At 67.3% G+C, this 18,044-nt stretch carries 18 protein-coding genes; 8 read left to right on the top strand and 10 right to left on the bottom strand.

The window, feature by feature from the left end; genetic code table 11:
* Nucleotides 1-85 precede the first annotated feature (85 nt).
* A complete protein-coding gene (locus tag ACIQTU_RS02515) occupies nucleotides 86-1,240 on the bottom strand; it encodes an outer membrane beta-barrel protein (RefSeq protein WP_400541844.1) in 1,155 nt (384 codons plus the stop codon).
* A 200-nt stretch (nucleotides 1,241-1,440) separates the two neighbouring features.
* Between ACIQTU_RS02515 and ACIQTU_RS02510 the strand changes: the two genes are divergently transcribed.
* The 3 genes from ACIQTU_RS02510 (at nucleotide 1,441) to ACIQTU_RS02500 (ending at nucleotide 4,009) form a co-directional block, all read left to right on the top strand.
* Nucleotides 1,441-2,343, top strand: a complete 903-nt coding sequence (locus tag ACIQTU_RS02510; RefSeq protein ID WP_400541842.1) for an SDR family NAD(P)-dependent oxidoreductase — start codon at nucleotides 1,441-1,443, stop codon at nucleotides 2,341-2,343.
* A complete protein-coding gene (locus tag ACIQTU_RS02505; protein WP_400541839.1) occupies nucleotides 2,336-2,653 on the top strand; it encodes a hypothetical protein in 318 nt (105 codons plus the stop codon). The genes ACIQTU_RS02510 and ACIQTU_RS02505 overlap by 8 nt, the downstream gene beginning before the upstream one ends.
* Nucleotides 2,654-2,806: 153 nt before the next feature.
* Nucleotides 2,807-4,009, top strand: a complete 1,203-nt coding sequence (locus tag ACIQTU_RS02500; RefSeq protein ID WP_400541836.1) for an acetyl-CoA C-acyltransferase — start codon at nucleotides 2,807-2,809, stop codon at nucleotides 4,007-4,009.
* Here the strand turns inward: ACIQTU_RS02500 and ACIQTU_RS02495 are convergent.
* Entirely contained in the window at nucleotides 4,003-4,710 is a 708-nt protein-coding gene (locus ACIQTU_RS02495) for a helix-turn-helix transcriptional regulator (protein WP_400541833.1), read from the bottom strand. The genes ACIQTU_RS02500 and ACIQTU_RS02495 overlap by 7 nt on opposite strands.
* Nucleotides 4,711-4,821: 111 nt before the next feature.
* Here ACIQTU_RS02495 and ACIQTU_RS02490 point away from each other — a divergent pair, with 111 nt between their 5' ends.
* On the top strand, nucleotides 4,822-5,433 hold the full coding sequence (locus ACIQTU_RS02490; protein ID WP_400541830.1) for a glutathione S-transferase family protein: 612 nt from the start codon (nucleotides 4,822-4,824) through the stop codon (nucleotides 5,431-5,433).
* Nucleotides 5,434-5,436: 3 nt separating this feature from the next.
* Here the strand turns inward: ACIQTU_RS02490 and ACIQTU_RS02485 are convergent, their stop codons facing one another.
* Genes ACIQTU_RS02485 through otsB form a run of 3 tightly spaced genes read right to left on the bottom strand, consistent with a single transcriptional unit; the run spans nucleotide 5,437 to nucleotide 9,388 of the window.
* The gene (locus ACIQTU_RS02485; protein ID WP_400541827.1) at nucleotides 5,437-6,843 is read right to left on the bottom strand and encodes a trehalose-6-phosphate synthase; all 1,407 of its coding nucleotides are present in this window, start codon (nucleotides 6,841-6,843) and stop codon (nucleotides 5,437-5,439) included.
* Complete coding sequence (locus ACIQTU_RS02480) at nucleotides 6,840-8,627, bottom strand: glycoside hydrolase family 15 protein (protein WP_400541824.1); 1,788 nt, start codon at nucleotides 8,625-8,627, stop codon at nucleotides 6,840-6,842. Before ACIQTU_RS02480 ends, ACIQTU_RS02485 begins: the two co-directional genes overlap by 4 nt.
* Nucleotides 8,624-9,388: a trehalose-phosphatase gene (gene otsB, locus ACIQTU_RS02475; protein WP_400541821.1), complete on the bottom strand. Its 765-nt coding sequence runs from the start codon at nucleotides 9,386-9,388 to the stop codon at nucleotides 8,624-8,626. Before otsB ends, ACIQTU_RS02480 begins: the two co-directional genes overlap by 4 nt.
* A 183-nt stretch (nucleotides 9,389-9,571) precedes the next feature.
* On the opposite strand from otsB, the gene ACIQTU_RS02470 reads away from it, so the two are divergent.
* Genes ACIQTU_RS02470 through ACIQTU_RS02455 form a run of 4 tightly spaced genes read left to right on the top strand, consistent with a single transcriptional unit; the run spans nucleotide 9,572 to nucleotide 13,526 of the window.
* The gene (locus ACIQTU_RS02470; RefSeq protein ID WP_400541818.1) at nucleotides 9,572-10,564 is read left to right on the top strand and encodes an SIS domain-containing protein; all 993 of its coding nucleotides are present in this window, start codon (nucleotides 9,572-9,574) and stop codon (nucleotides 10,562-10,564) included.
* Nucleotides 10,564-11,838, top strand: a complete 1,275-nt coding sequence (locus tag ACIQTU_RS02465) for a glycosyltransferase family 4 protein (protein WP_400541815.1) — start codon at nucleotides 10,564-10,566, stop codon at nucleotides 11,836-11,838. Before ACIQTU_RS02470 ends, ACIQTU_RS02465 begins: the two co-directional genes overlap by 1 nt.
* Nucleotides 11,839-11,867: 29 nt before the next feature.
* Nucleotides 11,868-13,013, top strand: coding sequence for a polysaccharide biosynthesis/export family protein (locus ACIQTU_RS02460; RefSeq protein ID WP_400541813.1), 1,146 nt, complete (start codon nucleotides 11,868-11,870; stop codon nucleotides 13,011-13,013).
* Nucleotides 13,014-13,016: 3 nt separating this feature from the next.
* Nucleotides 13,017-13,526: a hypothetical protein gene (locus ACIQTU_RS02455; protein ID WP_400541811.1), complete on the top strand. Its 510-nt coding sequence runs from the start codon at nucleotides 13,017-13,019 to the stop codon at nucleotides 13,524-13,526.
* Between the two features lie 3 nt (nucleotides 13,527-13,529).
* Here ACIQTU_RS02455 and ACIQTU_RS02450 read toward each other — a convergent pair whose 3' ends face one another.
* The 5 genes from ACIQTU_RS02450 to rnpA all read right to left on the bottom strand — a co-directional run bounded on the left by ACIQTU_RS02450 (nucleotide 13,530) and on the right by rnpA (nucleotide 18,026).
* The gene (locus tag ACIQTU_RS02450; RefSeq protein WP_400541808.1) at nucleotides 13,530-14,483 is read right to left on the bottom strand and encodes an LLM class flavin-dependent oxidoreductase; all 954 of its coding nucleotides are present in this window, start codon (nucleotides 14,481-14,483) and stop codon (nucleotides 13,530-13,532) included.
* Between the two features lie 60 nt (nucleotides 14,484-14,543).
* The gene (locus tag ACIQTU_RS02445) at nucleotides 14,544-15,047 is read right to left on the bottom strand and encodes a DUF3617 domain-containing protein (RefSeq protein ID WP_400541805.1); all 504 of its coding nucleotides are present in this window, start codon (nucleotides 15,045-15,047) and stop codon (nucleotides 14,544-14,546) included.
* Nucleotides 15,048-15,119: 72 nt separating this feature from the next.
* On the bottom strand, nucleotides 15,120-15,791 hold the full coding sequence (yihA, locus tag ACIQTU_RS02440; protein WP_400541802.1) for a ribosome biogenesis GTP-binding protein YihA/YsxC: 672 nt from the start codon (nucleotides 15,789-15,791) through the stop codon (nucleotides 15,120-15,122).
* A 4-nt stretch (nucleotides 15,792-15,795) separates the two neighbouring features.
* On the bottom strand, nucleotides 15,796-17,592 hold the full coding sequence (gene yidC, locus ACIQTU_RS02435) for a membrane protein insertase YidC (RefSeq protein WP_400541799.1): 1,797 nt from the start codon (nucleotides 17,590-17,592) through the stop codon (nucleotides 15,796-15,798).
* A gap of 5 nt (nucleotides 17,593-17,597) precedes the next feature.
* Nucleotides 17,598-18,026, bottom strand: coding sequence for a ribonuclease P protein component (gene rnpA / locus ACIQTU_RS02430; protein WP_346506622.1), 429 nt, complete (start codon nucleotides 18,024-18,026; stop codon nucleotides 17,598-17,600).
* Nucleotides 18,027-18,044: the final 18 nt, after the last annotated feature.

The raw sequence follows: 18,044 nt of genomic DNA, 5'->3' as shown, positions 1-18,044 counted from the left end.
TTGGGCCGACGGTTAGCTTTTTCGACCTTCCAGCCCCGAGAAGCCGAGTGCAAACCAGGGTCGCCCTCGGCCTCTCCTCTTTGGGCTAGAAGTTGATGTCGATGGTGGCGCGACGGTTCAGCGGCTCACGCACGCCGTCAGCCGTCGGCTTGGCCAGGTTGGTTTCACCCTTGCCGTCGACAGCGATCACGCCGCCGTTGACGCCTTGGGCGACCAGAGCGTCAGCGACGGTGCGCGAACGACGGTTGGACAGACCCAGGTTGTAGGCCGGCGAACCCGAGGTGTCGGTGTAGCCGACGATCAGCACGCGGGTCGGAGCACCCGACTTGGCGTAGTTGGCGGCCTGCGTCACCACCGAACGGGCTTCAGCCGTCAGGTCCGAGCGATCCCAGTCGAAGTAGACCACGAACTGACGCGCAGCCGGCTTGGCCGGAGGCGGCGGCGGGGGCGGCGGCGGGGGCGGCGGCGGAGGCGGCGGCGGCGGCGGAGGCGGCGGCGGCGGGGGCGGCGGGGCCGACTCGGCGCCGAAGGCGTAACGCAGACCCAGGGTCACGGTGTGCGACTGGTCATAGTCGCCCGACCATTCTCCGAACGGAATGGCGCCCGCACCCGAGGTCGTCGAGTTGAACGCGGCGTCGCCCGTCAGGTAGCGGTAGGTCAGGTCGATGTTGGTGCGATCGCCCACAGCCCAGGCCAGACCGGCGATCGCCTGAGCGGCGAACTTGGTCGAGCTGTCGTCAGCGACGAAGCTGACCGCCGGGGTGGCGCGCAGACGACCGGCGGTGTCGACGTTGACGTGGTTCACGCCGACGCCCAGACCGACGAAGGGACGGATGCCCCAGGCCGAATAGCCGAAGTCATAGATGACGTTGGCCATCACGGTGGTCGACTCGATGTCGCCTTCCGGGGAATGGCAAGGGCCGGTGGCCGGCGTCAGGTTGCACAGGCCCTGCGTGCCCGAGACAGCGCGCACGGTGCCGATGTCGCCCGAGCGATAGCCGCCTTCGAGCTCAACGCGCCAGTTGGGGTTGAAACGGTAACCGAGGCGGGCAAACGCGGCCCAGCCGTCATTCACTTCCCAATTCCAGTTGGCGCCCGTGGTGGACGATTCAGCGTTGATGTCGTCGATCATGTGGTAGCCGGCGTCGATGGCGCCGTACCAGCCGTCTGGTTCAGCTGACGCCGCGCCAGCTGCGAACAGCCCTGCGGCGGCGACACTGGCGAGAAGTTTCAGCTTCATGGTGTCCTCACACTTCAAGTTGATCCGAATGCCGACGCACAAGGGCGGTAGCGCTCGAAGGGCCGAACGGCATGGGATCGCTCAGGTTCCGCCATTCTTCGCGGGATTGCGGCGACTGTGGCGCCGTTTCAACACAAAACCCCGTTTTGCACCCCATTCTCGCCTGCTACGACCGTCTTGAAACAAAACGGAGACGCAGGATGAGCATCAGGTTCGACGGCCAGGTGGCGATCGTGACGGGCGCAGGCGGCGGCCTGGGCCGCGAGCACGCCCTGGCGCTGGCGGCGCGCGGCGCCAAGGTGGTGGTCAATGATCTGGGCGGCGCCCGCGACGGCTCGGGCGGCTCGGCCACGGCGGCCGAGGCCGTGGTGGCTGAAATCGAGGCCGCGGGCGGCGAGGCCATGGCCAATGCGGCCTCTGTGACCGACGCAGCCGCGGTCGACGCCATGGTCGCCGAGGTCATGGCCCGCTGGGGTCGGATCGACATTCTGGTGAACAACGCCGGCATCCTGCGCGACAAGAGCTTCGCCAAGATGGAGCTGGCCGACTTCCGGCTGGTCATGGATGTCCACCTGATGGGCGCTGTCCACTGCACCAAGGCGGTGTGGGACATCATGCGGGCCCAGAACTATGGCCGCATCGTCATGACCACCTCGTCGTCGGGCCTGTTCGGCAACTTTGGCCAGGCCAACTATGGCGCAGCCAAGATGGCCCTGGTCGGCCTGATGCAGACCCTGGCCATCGAGGGGGCCAAGAACGACATCCGCGTCAACGCCCTGGCCCCGACCGCCCACACCCGCATGACCGAGGACCTGCAAGGCCTGCCGCTGGAGGCTCTGGGGCCGGAACTGGTCTCGCCGGGTCTGCTCTATCTGGTCAGCCGCGACGCCCCGACCCGGGCCATCCTGGCCGCCGGCGCCGGCGGCTTCGAACGCGCCTATGTCACCCTGACCCAGGGCGATTTCGCCGCAGGCCCGGACGCCCCGGAACAGGTCGCCGCCCGCTTCGACGCCATCTCGGACCGCACGAACGAGATCGTGCCGGACATGGGCGCGGCGCAGGGCATGATCGAACTGACCAAGGCCCAGAAGCATCATGGCTGAAACGCTGTCCCCCGGTGATGTCTTTGAACTTATGATCTCCGATGAATGGAATCCGAGGTTCGAGCCCGAGCGACCTGTCATATTGGCCTACAAGGGGACGATCGGCCCGCGTGATCATCGGTTCGATATAATCAGCGGCGGGATCAATGATAGGCTGACCGGCACGCGTTTAGCGACGCTGTCGGTTTTCCCATCCAGCGGTCCGGACGCCGTCGGACACCTTTCCGGGGTCAAGATCGGCGCCGGGGGAATACCCGTGGGACGCGCCAACATCCGTAAGGAAGGCGCGCCCCTTCCCCCCTTGCGTTGACCCGACGTGAGGCGCCTATCCTCTCTCTGTTAGGCAGGAAACGCGCTTACCCAGCGCGCGTCCGCATCGCCAGCGATAGCGCCCTCTTCGGCGCTCAAGCAGCGAGCGACCGCGTCGCGAGCGATAGCGCCCCAAAAAAGAGAGAACTTCTCGATGCGTGAAGCCGTCATCGTCTCCACCGCCCGCACCCCGATCGGCCGGGCCTATCGCGGGGCCTTCAACGACACCCAGGCACAGGCGCTCGGCGCCCATGCCGTCAGGCACGCGGTCGCCCGCGCCGGCGTCGATCCCGCCGAGATCGAGGACGTCATCATGGGCGCGGCCCTGCAACAGGGCTCGACCGGCACCAACGTCGCGCGTCAGGTGGCGCTGGCCGCGGGCCTGCCCGCCTCCGTTCCCGGCATGAGCCTGGATCGGCAATGCGCCTCGGGCCTGATGGGGATCGCCACGGCGGCCAAGCAGGTGATCTTCGACAACCAGAAGATGGCCGTCGGCGGCGGACTGGAGAGCATCTCCCTGGTCCAGAACCAGCACATGAACCTCTATCGAATGAAGGACGAGGCGCTGCTGAAGCTGTCGCCTCACATCTATATGTCGATGCTGGAGACCGCCGAGGTCGTGGCCCGCCGCTATGACATCAGCCGCGACGCCCAGGACGAATACGCCCTGCAATCGCAGCAGCGCACGGCCGCGGCTCAGGCCGCCGGTCATTTCGACGCCGAGATCGTACCGATGACCACCTCCATGCTGGTCATGGACAAGGCCACCGGCCAGACCTCGTCGCAGGAAGTCACCTTGTCCAAAGACGAGGGCAATCGCCCCGAGACCACCCTGGAAGGCCTGAAGGCGCTCAAACCCGTCTTCGGCGGCGGCGAGGAAATCCAGCAGGGTGAGTTCATCACCGCCGGCAACGCCTCGCAGCTGTCGGACGGGGCCTCGGCGGCGGTCGTCATGGAGGCGGGCGAGGCGGTGAAGCACGGCCTGCAACCGCTGGGCGCCTATCGCGGCATGGCGGTGGCGGGCTGTGAGCCCGACGAGATGGGCATCGGCCCCGTCTTCGCCGTGCCCAAGCTGCTGAAGCGCCACGGCCTGACCGTCGACGACATCGGCATCTGGGAACTGAACGAGGCCTTCGCGGTGCAGGTCCTCTATTGCCGCGACACACTGGGCATCCCCAACGACCGGCTCAACGTCTCGGGCGGCGCCGTCTCCATCGGCCACCCCTATGGCATGTCGGGCGCGCGGATGACCGGCCATGTGCTGATCGAGGGCAAGCGGCGTGGCGCCAAATACGGCGTCGTCACCATGTGCATCGGCGGGGGCATGGGCGCGGCGGGCCTGTTCGAGATCTACTGAGGCCCGCACTCGGCGGCCCGCCGCGCCTCCATCGCCGCGAACCAGCGCTGGCGCAGGACGGCGGGCCGGCCGGGGTAGCGGTCGTCCAGAAACTCGGCGTCGACCACCCGGTCGGCGCGGAAGCTGCGGAAGTCCTCGCGCGTCTCGCACCAGGCCAGCAAAAGCCGCGCCCGCTCGTGATAACCGATCAGGAAGGGCCAGATGACCCGCGTCGTCTCGCGCCCCTGCTCGTCGGCGTAATGCAGCCGCAGTTTGCGCCCGGCGTGGATCCAGGCCCGCACCTGGGCCAGGTCCACCGTCTCGATCTTCTGCTCCCACGGCGGGGGCGTGGCCACCGAGGGCTCCAGCACCACCGGGCGCAGACGTTCCGGCACGATGGCGGCGATCTTGGCCGTCAGGTCGCGCGCCGCGCGGGCCAGGGCCGGATCGCCGCGCGCCGCCACCCACTGCGCCCCCAGCACCGCCGCCTCGATCTCGTCCGAGGTCAGCATCAGCGGCGGCAGGTCGAAGCCTCCGTCCAGCACATAGCCCAGCCCCGCCTCGCCCCGGATCGGCACCCGCTGGCCCAGCAGGGCGGCGATGTCGCGATAGATGGTGCGTTTGGAGGTCTCCAGCTCGGCCGCGATGGCGTCGGCCGTCACCGGACGTGTGGCCCGGCGCAGCACCTGGATGATCTGGAACAGTCGGTCGGCGCGTCTCATGTCCCCACCCTGGCCGAAGACTGCTGACAGCATGGTGGCAGCAGGCTGGCAGTAGTCAAGACGGACCGCCGCCGACGCCCCGTCACGGCGCGATATCTGGGAGGATTATCGATGCTGTCCCTGTTCCATGCCCCTTGGTCCCGTTCCTCGCGCCTGGTCTGGCTGGTCGAGGAACTGGGGGCCAACTGCCGCATCGAGTATTGCGACATCCGTCGCATGGACGGGGCCGGCGCCGCTGATCCCAAGAACCCCCATCCCGACGGCAAGGTCCCGGCCCTGCTGCACGACGGCGCCCTCATCACCGAGTCAGCGGCGGTCGCCCTCTACCTGACCGGTCTGCATCCGGAGGCAGGCCTGAGCTTCCCCCCGGATTCGCCGCAACGCGGGCCCCTGCTGACCTGGATGTTCTGGGCCTCGGGCGAACTGGAGCCGTCGCTGTGGAACAAGATCACCGGCGCAGTCGACGCCGACGCCCATGCTCGTGCGCGTTACGACGCGGCCGTGACCCGGCTGCTGGAGGCCCTGTGGGAAGGCCCCTGGCTGATGGGCGACCGCTTCACCGTGGCCGACGTCCTGATCGGCAGCACCGTGGCCTGGGCGCGCGACCACCTGCCGGACAGCCCCCTGCTGGACGCCTATGTCGAGCGGCTGGCGGCGCGTCCCGCCCACGCCCGCGCCATCGCCCGGGACGGGGCGCCGCCGCAGTTCGCGAAAGCCAGCTAGGCGTCAGTCCGCAACGATGTCGTCGTCGGCGCGGACGGCGACGTTCTTCAGCGCCCCGACATAGCTGTCGCGCCAGATGGCGACGTCGGTGTCCCGCACCACCTGCATCAGCGCGGTCCATTTGCGGATGCGCTCCTTCAGCGGCATGGTCAGGGCCTTCTTGATGGCTTCTGACAGCTCCTCGCGGCTGAAGGGATTGACCAGCAGGGCCTCGCCCATCTGCTCGGCGGCGCCGGCGAAGCGCGACAGGATCAGCACGCCGGGATCCTCCGGGTTCTGGGCCGCCACATATTCCTTGGCCACCAGGTTCATGCCGTCGCGCAGCGGCGTGACCAGACCGACCTTGGCGGCGCGATAGAGGCCCGCCAGCTGGTCGCGGCGGAAGGTGCGGTTCAGATAGCGGATCGGCTGCCAGTCCATGTCGGCATAGGCGCCGTTGATGCGCCCGGCCAGGGCGTCCAACCGCCCGCGAATGTCCTGATAGGCATCCACGTCATCGCGCGAGATGGGCGTGACCTGCAACAGGAAGACCTCACCGCGCATGTCTGGATTGTCTTCCAGGAACTGCTCGAAGCCCAGCATCCGCTGCTCAAGCCCCTTGGAGTAGTCGAGCCGATCCACGCCGACGATCATCGACCGAAACGCCGCCGAGGCCGCCATCCGGTCATAGGTCTTGTTGCCCAACACCGAGTCGCGCGCGGCCAGGAACCCATCCACGTCGATGCCGATGGGGAAGACCCCGCCCTGAACCCGGCGGCCGAAGGCCTCGATCACATGGTCGGACGACACCCGCCCCCGCGCCTCGACCTCGACATAGCGTTCGAACAGACCGAGCCATTCCTTCGTGTGGAAGCCGATCAGGTCGAAATAGAACATCGCCTCCACCAGCCGCCGATGGTGCGGCAGGGTCACCAGCAACTGACGCGCCGGCCAGGGCGTGTGCAGGAAGAAGCCGATCCGGTTCTTCACCCCCAGACGGCGAAGGTCCCGCGCCATCGGGATCATGTGATAGTCGTGGATCCAGATGATGTCGTCGGGCTGGATCAGAGGCTGCAGCACCTCGGCGAAGCGGCGGTTGGTGCGCTCATAGCCCTCGCCGTAGGACCGCTCATAGGCGGTCAGATCGACCCGGTGATGGAACAGCGGCCACAGGGTCTTGTTGGCGTAGCCGTTGTAATATTCGTCGACGTCCTGCGGCTCCAGGTCGACGGTGGCGACGGTGACGCCGGCCCGTTCCTCGATGTTCAGTTCGCCGGTGAACTGCTCCACCGTCTCGCCGGACCAGCCGAACCACAGGCCGTCGTATTTCCGCAGCGCCGCCGACAGGGCCATGGCCAGCCCTCCGACCGAGCCAGAAGCCGGGTCCTTCGGGGCCGAAACACGGTTGGAAACGACGATCAGGCGGCTCATCGCGCGTCCTGCCACGAACGACTGAGCAGGACGGCGCAGTTGATGATCCCGACCAGGGAATAGGTCTGCGGGTAGTTGCCCCACAGCTCGCCGTCCTGAAGCGCGATGTCCTCGCTGAGCAGACCCGCATGGGTGCGACGGCTGAGCATCTCGTCGAAGATGGCCCGCGCCTCCTCCGTCCGGCCGTTCAGATGCAGGGCCTCGATGAACCAGAAGGTGCAGAAGTTAAAGGCCGTCTCCGGCTCGCCGAAGTCGTCGGGGTGGATGTAGCGGAACAGGTAGGGACCCTTTTTCAGGTCCCGTTCGACGGCCTCGAAGGTCTTGACCTGACGCGGGTCGCGGGCGTCGAGGAAGCCCAGATCGGTCATCTGCAGCAGGGAGGCGTCCAGCTCGGTCCCGCCAAAGCTGGCGGCGAAACGGCCCTCGTGCGGCAGGTAGGCCTCGGCCTCGATCCGCGCCCGGATCAGGCGGGCCCGCTCGTCCCACAGCTCGCCACGCTCGGTCAGCCCCAGGTGCCGCGCCGCCTTGGCCAGCCGGTCGCAGGCGGCCCAGCACATGACCGAGGAATAGGTGTGGACGCGGGCGATGGTGCGGAACTCCCAAAGCCCCGCATCGGTCTGATCGTGCATGGAGAAGGCGCGATCGCCGACCTTCTCCAGCGCATGGAAGTCCTCGATGGTGCCGGGGCGCAACAGGCGCTCGTCGAAGAAGGCCTGCACCAGGGGCAGGACGATCTGGCCATAGACGTCGTGTTGCAGATGCTCGTGCGCCTGATTGCCGACGCGCACCGGCTTCATGCCGCGATAGCCCTCGACGGTTTCGACGACGCTCTCGCCGATGTCCGCCTCAAGCCCCACGCCATAGACGGGCTGGACATGGCCGCCCTGGGCGTCGTCCACCAGGTTGCGCAGGTAGCCGAGGTAGTTCTCGAGGATATCGACAGCGCCCAGCCGGTTCAGCGCCCGCACCGTGTAGTAGGCGTCGCGCACCCAGCAGAAACGATAGTCCCAGTTGCGCCCGCTCTCGGGGAACTCGGGCACCGAGGTCGTCATGGCGGCGACGATGGCGCCGGTTTCCTCATAGACGCAAAGACGCAGGGTGATGGCGGCGCGGATCACCGCCTCCTGCCAGTCCAGCGGCACATAGAGGGTCCGCGTCCACAGCTTCCAGTGCAGGATGGTCAGGTCCAGCGCCGCCGAAACGCCCGCCGTGACCGACTGATCATAGCCCTCGTCCGGGCCGAGGAAGAAGGCCAGTTCGCCCTCCAGCCGGAAGGTGCGCTCGTTCTGGACATGGGTGACGGGGCAGTTGGTGGTCAGCCGCAGCGTCAGGTCGGTGCACAGATAGCGGATGTGGTTGGAGCCCGAGGTCTGTTCGGCCCGGCGCGCGCCCCAGTCCGCTGAAGGCCGCAGCCGCACGGTGATGCGCGGCGCCCCCGACAGGGGCCGCACCACCCGGGCGAAGGCTATGGGACGATAGATGCGCGAATGCTTCAAATGGCGCGGCGCGAAGTCGAGGATCTCGACCGAGGCGCCGCGTTCGTCGGTCATCACCGTGCGCAGGACGGCGGTGTTGCGAACATAGGCCTGTTCGATCGAGGCCATATCGGCCAGCTCGATAGCCCAGAAGCCGTGCTCGGGATCGTCGCCGTCCATCAGGGCCGAAAAGACCGGATCGCCGTCGATGCGCGGGGCGCAGGCCCAGACGAAGCGGCCCGTCCGGTCGATCAGGGCGCTGACCGAGCAGTTGCCGATGGGGGCGAGGTCGAGGTTGGGTCGGCTCATGCGGGGCCTCCTTCGATCTGATCCAGCCAGTCGAGCACGGTGGCGACGTCATCCAGCCTATAGCGGGCGGCGGTCGGGCGGTCGGGGCCCACCAGAACGCCGAACCCGCCCAAGGCCTCAGCCGCCTCGAAACCGTGCTCGTCGGTCAAATCGTCGCCGACCATGATGGGCAGCGCTCCCCTGAACGGCGCCTCGGCCATGAAGGCGGTCAGGGCCGCGCCCTTGTCCGTGCCGGGGGTCTTCAGTTCCAGCACCATCGAACCGGGCTGCAGGGCCAGGCCCGTTTCCTTCGCCAGCGACGCCGCCAGGGCCAGGGCCTCCGCCGAGACGCCGGGTGCCTGGCGATAGTGCAAACCCGCCGCCAGGGTCTTGTCCTCGACGATGACCCCCGGCCGTTCGGCGGCGAAGGCGTCGAAGGCCGCGACCACGCGTCGCACCGCCGGGTCCGGCGTCCGGTTAGCGAAGGTGCCGTCGCCGCGTCGTCTTTGCAGGCCGTGCACGCCCGAGGCGGCGCGGGCCGCGCCGTCGCTGATCCGGTCGATCTCGCCCAGGGTGCGCCCGCTGACGATGGCGACGCGGCCCTCCAGCCGATCCGTCAGCCGCTTCAGCACCTCGGTGCGCCGGGCGTCCGGCCCGACCGCGTCCGGCGTCGGCGCCAGGGGCGCCAGAACACCGTCCAGATCCAGGAAGAGGGCGGGCTTCTTCAGTTCAAGAGGCGGTTTGGGCAGGCGTGAGGCGATCGCCCCGGAGGCAGACAACATAAGGTCCGGACTCGTTTCGATGCTGTTGTCGAGACTGTTGGAAACGCGCCGAGGCCGGGAAGGTTGTCCGTCGAGGTGACAATTCCGTCGCAGCCTCGCCATTGTGCGAACAATCCAGATGGGGCAATTCGCGGATGCGCCACGAAGAACCGCTGCGACGGTCCGGCGTTGAGGAGCCTGCCCATGCCCGATTCCGTTCACTCGTCGCCGGAGCAGATCGCCGCGATGACCGACCGAGCGCGCGAGGTCGTGCGACTGAACATCGAGGCCCTGGAGGCGCTGGAGCGCTCCATCGACGTCTCGATAGCCCGCGCCTGCGACATCATCCTGTCGCGTCCGGGCTATCTGGTCGTCACCGGCATGGGCAAGTCGGGTCACATCGGCGGCAAGATCGCCGCCACCCTGGCCTCGACCGGCACCAACTCCTTCTTTGTCCACCCGGCGGAGATGAGCCACGGCGACCTGGGGATGCTGCGGCCTGACACGACCCTGCTGGCCATCTCCAACTCAGGCGAGAGCCGCGAACTGCGCGACCCCCTGCTCTACTGCCAGCGCAACAACATTCCGGTCATCGGCATCACCCAGCGGGCCGGCAGCTTCCTGGGCCGCCATTCGGCCGTCAGCCTGACCATGCCCAAGGTGGCCGAAGCCTGTCCCAACGGCCTGGCGCCGACGACCTCGACCCTGATGACCCTGGCCATCGGCGACGCCCTGGCCATGGTGCTGATGGACCGGCGCGGCTTCACTCGGGAGGACTTCGGCCTGCACCACCCGGGCGGGGCCCTGGGCATGAGCCTGCAGAGCGTGCGCGAATGGATGGGCGACAACGCCGCCACGCCCGCCAGCGTGCCGCTGGACGCCAGCTTCAGCGAAGTCGTCTCGGCCATCAGCGCCGGTCGCAAGGGCGCGGTCGCTGTCCTGCACTCCGACGCCAGTATGGCGGGCGTCATCACTGACGGCGACATCCGCCGCGCTTTCTCCAGCGACATCACGACCATCCGCGCCGAAGACATCATGAGCCGCAGCCCGATCACGGTCGATCCCGACGCCCGCATGAGCGACGTGGTCGATCTTCTGAGCGCCAACAAGATCGCCAACCTGTTTGTGGTTGAGAACAACCGTCCCGTGGCTGTCATTCACATCGCCGAACTGATGCAGGCCGGCTACGTCTCCTGATGACCCAGGACATCCTATTCGACGCCAGCCGCCTGCTGAGCCGTACCGATCGCAGCGCGCCGACCGGCGTGGATCGGGTCTGCCTGGCCTATGCCGAATGGCTGATCGATCACCCGGATTACCGGATGGTGCCTGTGCGCTCACGTCACGATCAGTTGGCGGCGGTGGAGCAGCAGTGGTTCCGCGACTGCATCGTCGAACTTCGCCGCCGCTGGACCGGTGGCTCGACCGACCGCCCCCTCAACGCCCATGAGCGTCGTCTGTTCGCCGCCCTGGAAGCCGAGACACCGACCGCCTCTGTCATCGGGGAAGCGCCAGACCCCCATCAGCCAAAAAAGAAGCGCAAGAAGGCGCGGGTCTGGAAACAGTATTTTCGTTCGCGTCGGGTCGCCGCCCCGCCGCCAGCCAGGCTCTATTTCAATGTCGGCCACACCAGCCTGAACACGCCCGAGATCCTGACCAGTCTGGGCGCGCAAGGCATCGAACGCGTCGTGATGCTGCATGACCTGATCCCCGTCACCCACCCCGAGTTCTGCCGGCCTGGCGACGGCGACAAGCACCGACGGCGGGTGCTGACCACCCTGCAGTACGCCTCGCGTATTCTGGTCAACTCCCAATACACCGCCGACGAAGTGCTGGCCTTCGCCGATCGCGAAGGGCTGAAGGCGCCGCCCGTCGAGGTCGCCCACCTGGGTCTGGAGCCGATCTTCCTGAAGGCCGATCCCGGCGTCCGACGTCGTCCATACTTCGTCCATGTCGGCACCATCGAGGCGCGCAAGAACCTGGCCTTCCTGCTGACGGTCTGGCGTCGCCTGCAGGAAAGCATGGGCGACCAGACCCCGCGGCTGGTCTTGATCGGGCGCTATGGCTGGGAGAACGAGGCGGTGCTGGATCACCTGCAGCGCTCGCCCAATCTTCAGGGGTTGGTGCATCAGGTCGAGAACCTGCCCGACACGGCCCTGGCCGACCTGATGCGCGGCGCCCAGGCGGTGCTGGCGCCCTCGTCGGTCGAAGGCTTCGACCTGCCGGCGGTCGAGGCCTGCGCCATGGGCGTGCCGCTGATCGCCTCCGACATTCCGCCTCACCGCGAACTGGTGCCACAGGCCGCTCTGATCGACCCGCTAGACGGCCTGGGATGGCTGAACGCCCTCGAGACCGCCACGCGACAACGCCCGATCGCGCCAGCCTACGAGCCGCCCACCTGGCCGGCGCATTTCCAACGGATTGAGGATCGTCTTCTCGCGCCACTGGCGGCGACGGTCGCTGCCGGGTAAGCATCAGTCGAACTTGAAGCAGAGCTGCAATGACCCGTACCGCCGCCAGTCTGATGATCGTCGCCCTTCTCGCCGGCTGCTCGACCCTGCCACGGGACGGGCCCTCGGGCGTGGGCGTGGTCAACCGCGCCAGTAATGCTGAGCGCCAGGGCGACTACGCCCTGGTCAACCTCGACTTCGCCCTCAGCGAGCGGCTAAAGGCGGCGCCGCAGCGGTCGTTCTCCACCCTGGCCCTGGCCTCCAGCGAAGCGCCGACCGACATCATCGGAATCGGCGACACTCTGGCCGTCAGCATCTTTGAACCCGCCGGCGGCCTGTTCGGCGGCGGAGCCAGCCGCAATACCGAAGGCGGCAATCAGACCCTGCCGCCGCTGATCGTCGATCGCAATGGCGCGGTGGCTGTGCCCTTCGCAGGTTCAGTCTCCGTCCAGGGCCTGACCCCCGCCCAGGCCTCGGCCGCCGTGCGCCGCGCCCTGAGCGGCAAGGTCGCCAACCCCCAGGTCATCGTCACCTTGGTCGGCAACACCTCGAACGCCGTGACCGTGCTGGGCGAGGTGCGCAATCCCGGCCGCCAGCCCCTGGCGGCCAACCACGACCGCATTCTGGACGTCATCGCTGCAGCCGGCGGCTCCTCGCGCTCTGTCTATGACGTCACCGTCCGCATCCAGCGCGGCGGCCAGACCTATGCCGCTCCGATGTCGATCGTGACGACCGCGTTCAACGAGAATGTCCGACTGCAGCGAGGCGATCAGGTCAATCTGGTCTATCAACCGCGCCGCTTCAGCTCGTTTGGCGCCTTTAACGCCGTGGCCCGCACCGACCTGCCGCCCGGCCCGCTGACGCTGGCCGAGGCCTTGAGCGGCGTCGGCGGCCTGGATTCCAACCTGGCGGACGCCAAGTCGGTTCTGGTCTTCCGCTTCGAGCGCCCCGAAGTCGCCGACGCCCTCGGCATCCAGCAAGCCCCCACGCAGCGTGGTGTGCCGGTGGTCTATCGCCTGAACCTCAACGAAGGCTCTGGCTTCTTCATCGCCAGCAATTTCCAGATCGAGCCGGACGACATCATCTACGCGCCCCGCGCCAGCGCCGCCGAGGCCCGCAAGTTCTTCGAGTTCGTTCAGAGCGTGACCCGTGTCGTCTATGACGTCTCGGTCACCAGCACGATCAATCTCGACTGAGCCATGTTCCTGCGCCCTCCTCGATCACGGCCAGCCGTCGAGGAGGCGCACGGCGACGCCGCCAGTCCATTACTGACACCGGAAGAGAGCGACGATCTGCGCGCCCTGCTCGACGAGGTCGATGCAGCCGCCTTGGCCGTCTACGCCCTTCACGACCTGCCCAGCGCGCCCGGCCATTATCGACAGGCCCCGGACAGCGGCGCCTGGGAGCACCTCGGCGGCGCCCTTTCGCCAGCCGAGAAGTGGGACTTGCTGAACCAGCATCCCATAAACCACGGCTGGCGCTACGCCTCGCTGGAACGGCTGGGAGCGCGCTCCACAATCCCAGACGTGCGCTACGCCTCTGGCCTGTTGGCCGCCTGCCAGGGCTTGCGCCTGAGGCTCGACACGCACATGGCGCTCAGCTCTCAGGACCTGGCGGACGCTATCCGCCTGGGGGCAGCCTGGAGACGCCTGACTGAGGGCGTTCGGAGCCGTTCTGATCTGACATTTACGGCGCCGGACGAAAGCTGAAACTCAGCCCTGCCCGACCGCCTGCGCCAGAAGTTCAAGCGACCGCACCCGCGCCGCCGGATCCCAGATCTGGCTGGTGACCATCAATTCATCGGCTCCGGTCTTGGCGATGAAGGCCTCCATGCTGGCGCGCACGGTCTCAGGCGAACCGACGGCTGAGCAGGCCAGGGCGGCGTCGATCATGCCCCGCGCGGCGCCGTCCAAAGCTTCATAGTAGCCCGCGACCGGGGCAGGCAGCTTGCCGGGGCGACCCGTTCTCAGATTGACGAAAGCCTGCTGAACAGAGGTGAACAGCAGACGCGCGGCCTCATCCGTCTCGGCGGCGAAGACGTTGTAGCCCAGCATGGCGTAGGGCTTGTCCAGATGTGCGGACGGCCGGAAGGTCTGGCGATAGATGTCCAGGGCCCGCATCATCTCGCCGGGCGCGAAATGACTGGCGAAGGCGTAGGGCAGCCCCAGATGGGCCGCCAGCTGCGCCCCATAGGTGGACGACCCCAGGATCCAGATCGGCACGGCCTGACCCTCGCCGGGGTTGGCGATAATGCGCTGATCCGACGTCGCGGGCGCGAACCACTGCATCAGTTCCATCACGTCCTGAGGGAAGGCGTCCACGTCGCCTTGCAGCGTACGGCGCAGCGCCCGCGCCGTCGCCTGATCCGAGCCGGGCGCCCGGCCCAGACCCAGGTCAATGCGGCCGGGGTAGAGGGCGTTCAGGGTGCCAAACTGCTCGGCGATGACCAGGGGCGCATGATTGGGCAGCATGACGCCGCCGGCGCCGATGACGACCGAGGTCGCGGCGCTGGCGATGCCCGGCATGTTGTGATGCTCGGCCAGCCAGTAGCGCTTGTAGCCGAGACGCTCGGCGTGACGGGCCAGGTCGAGAGTGTTGGCCAGCGACTGCGAAACGTCGGAGCCCTCGGGCACCGGGGCGAGGTCGAGAATGGAAAGCGGGATCATCTGACCGATATGGGGCCGCTTTTCAGCGGCGCCATATCGGCCGAAAGGATAGCGGCGTTCTCAAGTCGCAGGGCAGTCGCCTATGCGCTCGGCGGTCATGGTCATCTTGGTCTGAGCCATCTGCGGCGTGGGCGGCGGCGTCAGCTTCGTCGTCACCTCGGTGACGTAGCGGCTGTTGAAGTCGCCCGTGACGCGGATGGTCGAGTCCATCTTCATATTGCCCGGCAGGGTGCAGGCGGTGGCCGCGACCATGGCATCGCCCTGACGGGCGAAGGCCTGGGTGGTGCAGTCGGCGCCGGGCTGCTGGGCGTTGGCCGGCGGCTCCAGCTTGGCCTCGGTGACGCAGACCTCCTGCGGCGGGATGGTCGCGCCGCCGGGCGCCCCCTCCATGGCGGTCGAGACCCGCCACAGGCCGGGCCGGGGCGCGTCCAGAGCCGCCTCGATCGAGCCAGGGGCCTTCTTCGCCGCTTCGCCCGCAGGCGCCTCGGTCTTGTTGTTGTTTCCGCAGGCCGACAGACCCAGCAGGCAGGCGACGGCGACGCCGCCGATCAGTACTGAACGCATGGAACGCTCCCCTCTCGTTGAAACCGAGGGGTCAACGCGGTTCAAGCGTCGCGGTTCATCCGCAGACGACGATCAGTCCAGCGTCACGCCCGTGGTGCGCATGATCTCGGCGCGCAGTTCAGGGATGCCGAAGCCCTTTTCGGACGAGGTGACCAGCACCGCCGGATAGGCGGCGGGGCGCTTGGAGATGGCCTTCAGCGTCGCCGCCTGAACCTTCTCGGCCTCGCCCTTCTTCAGCTTGTCGGCCTTGGTCAGGACGATCTGATAGCTGACGGCGGCCAGGTCTAGGGCGTCCAGCGCCTCGTCGTCGACCTTCTTGAGACCGTGGCGGGCGTCGATCAGCAGATAGACCCGCTTCAGCGTCACCCGGCCGCGCAGATAGTCGCGGCCAAGGTCCTGGAACTTCTTGACCGTCGTCTTGGACGCCTTGGCCCAACCGTATCCCGGCAGGTCGACTAGACGCATCCGGCCGTCCAGATCGAAGAAGTTGACCTCGCGCGTGCGGCCCGGCTCGTTCGACGCTCGCGCCAGCTTGTGCATCCCCACCAGGGCGTTGATCAGGCTGGACTTGCCGACGTTGGACCGGCCCGCGAACGAGATTTCCGGCAGGTCGGGGTCAGGCAGTTGCTCGATCTTGGCGCAGCCCAGGACGAAGGTAGCCTGACGCGCGAACAGCACGCGGGCCGCCTCGATCTCGGCGTCCGAATATTCTCCGACCTTGGGCTCGTCCGACGGATGCTCCAACGGATCAGGCCTTCTTGAAGCGGGCGAGGAAGGTGTCGATCGGGTTCTCGGCCTTGAAGCGGTGCATGATGACGTACTGCTGCGCGATCGAGAGGATATTGTTCCAGGCCCAGTAGATCAGCAGACCGGCCGCGAACGGGGCCATGATGAAGGTGAAGATGAAGGGCAGGAAGGCGAAGATCTGACGCTGCATCGGATCCTGGGCCGGCGGGTTCATCGACTGCTGCAGCCACATGGTCAGGCCATAGATGATCGGCAGGACGCCGAGGTGCAGCGGACCGTTCAGCAGGTTGCCCAGCAGCGGCAGGCTTGCGGGGTCCCACGGAATGGCGCCGAACAGGTTCCAGATCGTCGACGGGTCGCGGGCCGACAGGTCCTTGATCCAGCCATAGAAGGGCGCGTGGCGCATTTCGATGGTCACGAACAGCACCTTGTACAGGGCGAAGAAGACCGGAATCTGCACCAGGATGGGCAGGCAGCCCGCCAGGGGATTGATCTTCTCCCGCTGATACAGGGCCATCGTCTCCTGCTGCTGCTTCTGCGGGTCGTCCTTAAATTTCTTTTTGATCTCCTCCATCTTGGGCTGGAGGGTCCGCATCTTGGACAGGCTCTCGTAGGACTTGTTGGCCAGCGGGAACATGACCAGCTTGACCACGACAGTCAGGGCCAGGATGGCCAGGCCGAAGTTGCCCAGGACGCCGTAGAAGAACTCCACGATCATGAAGATCGGGCGGGTCAGGAAGAAGAGGTGGCCCCAGTCGATGGCGTAGACGAAGCGCGGCAGGCCCAGGCTCTTCTCATAGCCGGCCAGGATCTCGTTGCGCTTGGCGCCGGCGAACAGACGCTGGGTCTCCTCGATCTGGCGGCCCGGCTGGATGGTGCGGGTCGCGCCCAGCATGGCGGCTTCGTGGACGTTCAGACCTTCAGGATCGCGGACGGCGAAGCGGCCCTCGATGGCTTCCTTCTGGTCCGGGATGAGGGCGGCCATCCAGTACTTGTCGGTGATGCCCAGCCAGCCGCCGGTCGACTGCTTCTCGATGCGCGGTTTCTTGGCCCAGTCCTTGTACTTGACCTGTTCCGTGGTGAACTTGCCATTGGCGCCGAAGGTGCCGATGGCGCCTTCATGCAGGATCATCTGCTTGCCCAGATCAGCGGGCACGCCCTGGCGTTCGACGCGGCCATAGGGAGCGATGGTGATCGGCTGGCCGCTCAGGTTGGCGACGGTGTCGGTGACGGTGAAGACATACTGGGCGTCGATGGCGATGACGCGGGTGAAGCGCAGGCCGGCGCCGTTGTCCCAGGTCAACTCGACGGGCGTGGTCGGCGTCAGGGTCGCGCCCTTGGTCAGGGTCCAGGGCGTGTTCGGGCCGGGGACGCCGCCGGCGACATTGGGGCCGCTCCAGCCGAACTGGGCGAAGTAGGCGTGCTCCATGCCCTGCGGGCGGAACAGCTCGACCGGCGGCGAATTCTTGTCCAGCGTTTCCTTGTAGTCGGTCAGGTACAGGTCATCGATGCGGGCGCCCTGCAGCGACAACGAGCCCTTGAGCTTGGGCGTCTGGATCGGCACGCGGGCCGCCGTGCCCAGGGCCTGGGCGCGGTCGGCGACGAAGGCGGCCGGAGCGGCGGAGCCTGACGTCAGACCGGCGTCGCTCGCCGTGGCGGCTTTCTGCTCCGCAGCCGCGACCTGCTGCTGGCGGCGCATCTCGGCCTGGGGACGCATCACCATGAAGTAGTACACGCCCATGATCAGGGCCGCGCACACGAAGAAGATGATGGTGTTGCGCGAATTCTCGTTCTGCATCGGGGTCAGCGGTCCTGGCCGGAGGGGCGCGAATCGTCAGAGGCGCGGGCGGGCGATTTCGCCGCATCTCCCATATCGGGAGCCGCACGCGGGGTTGCGAGCCTTGTAAGGGCCGATTTCACATCGTCAAGCAGACGGTCCCAGTCGCGGTCCGCCGTGCCCATGCGGGCGATGAACACATAGTCGCAGCCGGGACGCCCGTGCAGGGGCGCCAGCAGGCGCGCGGCCTCGCGCAGGCGGCGTTTGCAGCGGTTGCGCACCACGGCGCCGCCCACCTTGCGGGTGGCGGTGAATCCCAGGCGGATCGTGGTCTGTCCGTCCTGACGGTCCAGTTGCTGAACCACCACGGCGCCGCGGGCCTGAGAAACACCTTTGGCGGCCGCCAGAAACTGGGGCCGCCGTGTCAGGCGATCGATTTTCATCGGATCGGTCATGCGCCCGCCCAAAGGGTA

Origin of the sequence: Brevundimonas sp. NPDC090276 (assembly GCF_044772165.1) — a bacterium.
GTDB lineage: Bacteria > Pseudomonadota > Alphaproteobacteria > Caulobacterales > Caulobacteraceae > Brevundimonas.
Note: the sequence above shows the minus strand (reverse complement) of the source record. Positions and strands in the feature narration are given on the sequence as shown.

What these genes read in the sequence shown, in the direction of transcription:
- ACIQTU_RS02515 (WP_400541844.1), bottom strand. Translation starts at nt 1,240, where the DNA reads ATGAAGCTGAAACTTCTCGCCAGTGTCGCCGCCGCAGGGCTGTTCGCA.
- ACIQTU_RS02510 (WP_400541842.1), top strand. Translation starts at nt 1,441, where the DNA reads ATGAGCATCAGGTTCGACGGCCAGGTGGCGATCGTGACGGGCGCAGGC.
- ACIQTU_RS02505 (WP_400541839.1), top strand. Translation starts at nt 2,336, where the DNA reads ATGGCTGAAACGCTGTCCCCCGGTGATGTCTTTGAACTTATGATCTCC.
- ACIQTU_RS02500 (WP_400541836.1), top strand. Translation starts at nt 2,807, where the DNA reads ATGCGTGAAGCCGTCATCGTCTCCACCGCCCGCACCCCGATCGGCCGG.
- ACIQTU_RS02495 (WP_400541833.1), bottom strand. Translation starts at nt 4,710, where the DNA reads ATGAGACGCGCCGACCGACTGTTCCAGATCATCCAGGTGCTGCGCCGG.
- ACIQTU_RS02490 (WP_400541830.1), top strand. Translation starts at nt 4,822, where the DNA reads ATGCTGTCCCTGTTCCATGCCCCTTGGTCCCGTTCCTCGCGCCTGGTC.
- ACIQTU_RS02485 (WP_400541827.1), bottom strand. Translation starts at nt 6,843, where the DNA reads ATGAGCCGCCTGATCGTCGTTTCCAACCGTGTTTCGGCCCCGAAGGAC.
- ACIQTU_RS02480 (WP_400541824.1), bottom strand. Translation starts at nt 8,627, where the DNA reads ATGAGCCGACCCAACCTCGACCTCGCCCCCATCGGCAACTGCTCGGTC.
- otsB (WP_400541821.1), bottom strand. Translation starts at nt 9,388, where the DNA reads ATGTTGTCTGCCTCCGGGGCGATCGCCTCACGCCTGCCCAAACCGCCT.
- ACIQTU_RS02470 (WP_400541818.1), top strand. Translation starts at nt 9,572, where the DNA reads ATGCCCGATTCCGTTCACTCGTCGCCGGAGCAGATCGCCGCGATGACC.
- ACIQTU_RS02465 (WP_400541815.1), top strand. Translation starts at nt 10,564, where the DNA reads ATGACCCAGGACATCCTATTCGACGCCAGCCGCCTGCTGAGCCGTACC.
- ACIQTU_RS02460 (WP_400541813.1), top strand. Translation starts at nt 11,868, where the DNA reads ATGACCCGTACCGCCGCCAGTCTGATGATCGTCGCCCTTCTCGCCGGC.
- ACIQTU_RS02455 (WP_400541811.1), top strand. Translation starts at nt 13,017, where the DNA reads ATGTTCCTGCGCCCTCCTCGATCACGGCCAGCCGTCGAGGAGGCGCAC.
- ACIQTU_RS02450 (WP_400541808.1), bottom strand. Translation starts at nt 14,483, where the DNA reads ATGATCCCGCTTTCCATTCTCGACCTCGCCCCGGTGCCCGAGGGCTCC.
- ACIQTU_RS02445 (WP_400541805.1), bottom strand. Translation starts at nt 15,047, where the DNA reads ATGCGTTCAGTACTGATCGGCGGCGTCGCCGTCGCCTGCCTGCTGGGT.
- yidC (WP_400541799.1), bottom strand. Translation starts at nt 17,592, where the DNA reads ATGCAGAACGAGAATTCGCGCAACACCATCATCTTCTTCGTGTGCGCG.
- rnpA (WP_346506622.1), bottom strand. Translation starts at nt 18,026, where the DNA reads ATGACCGATCCGATGAAAATCGATCGCCTGACACGGCGGCCCCAGTTT.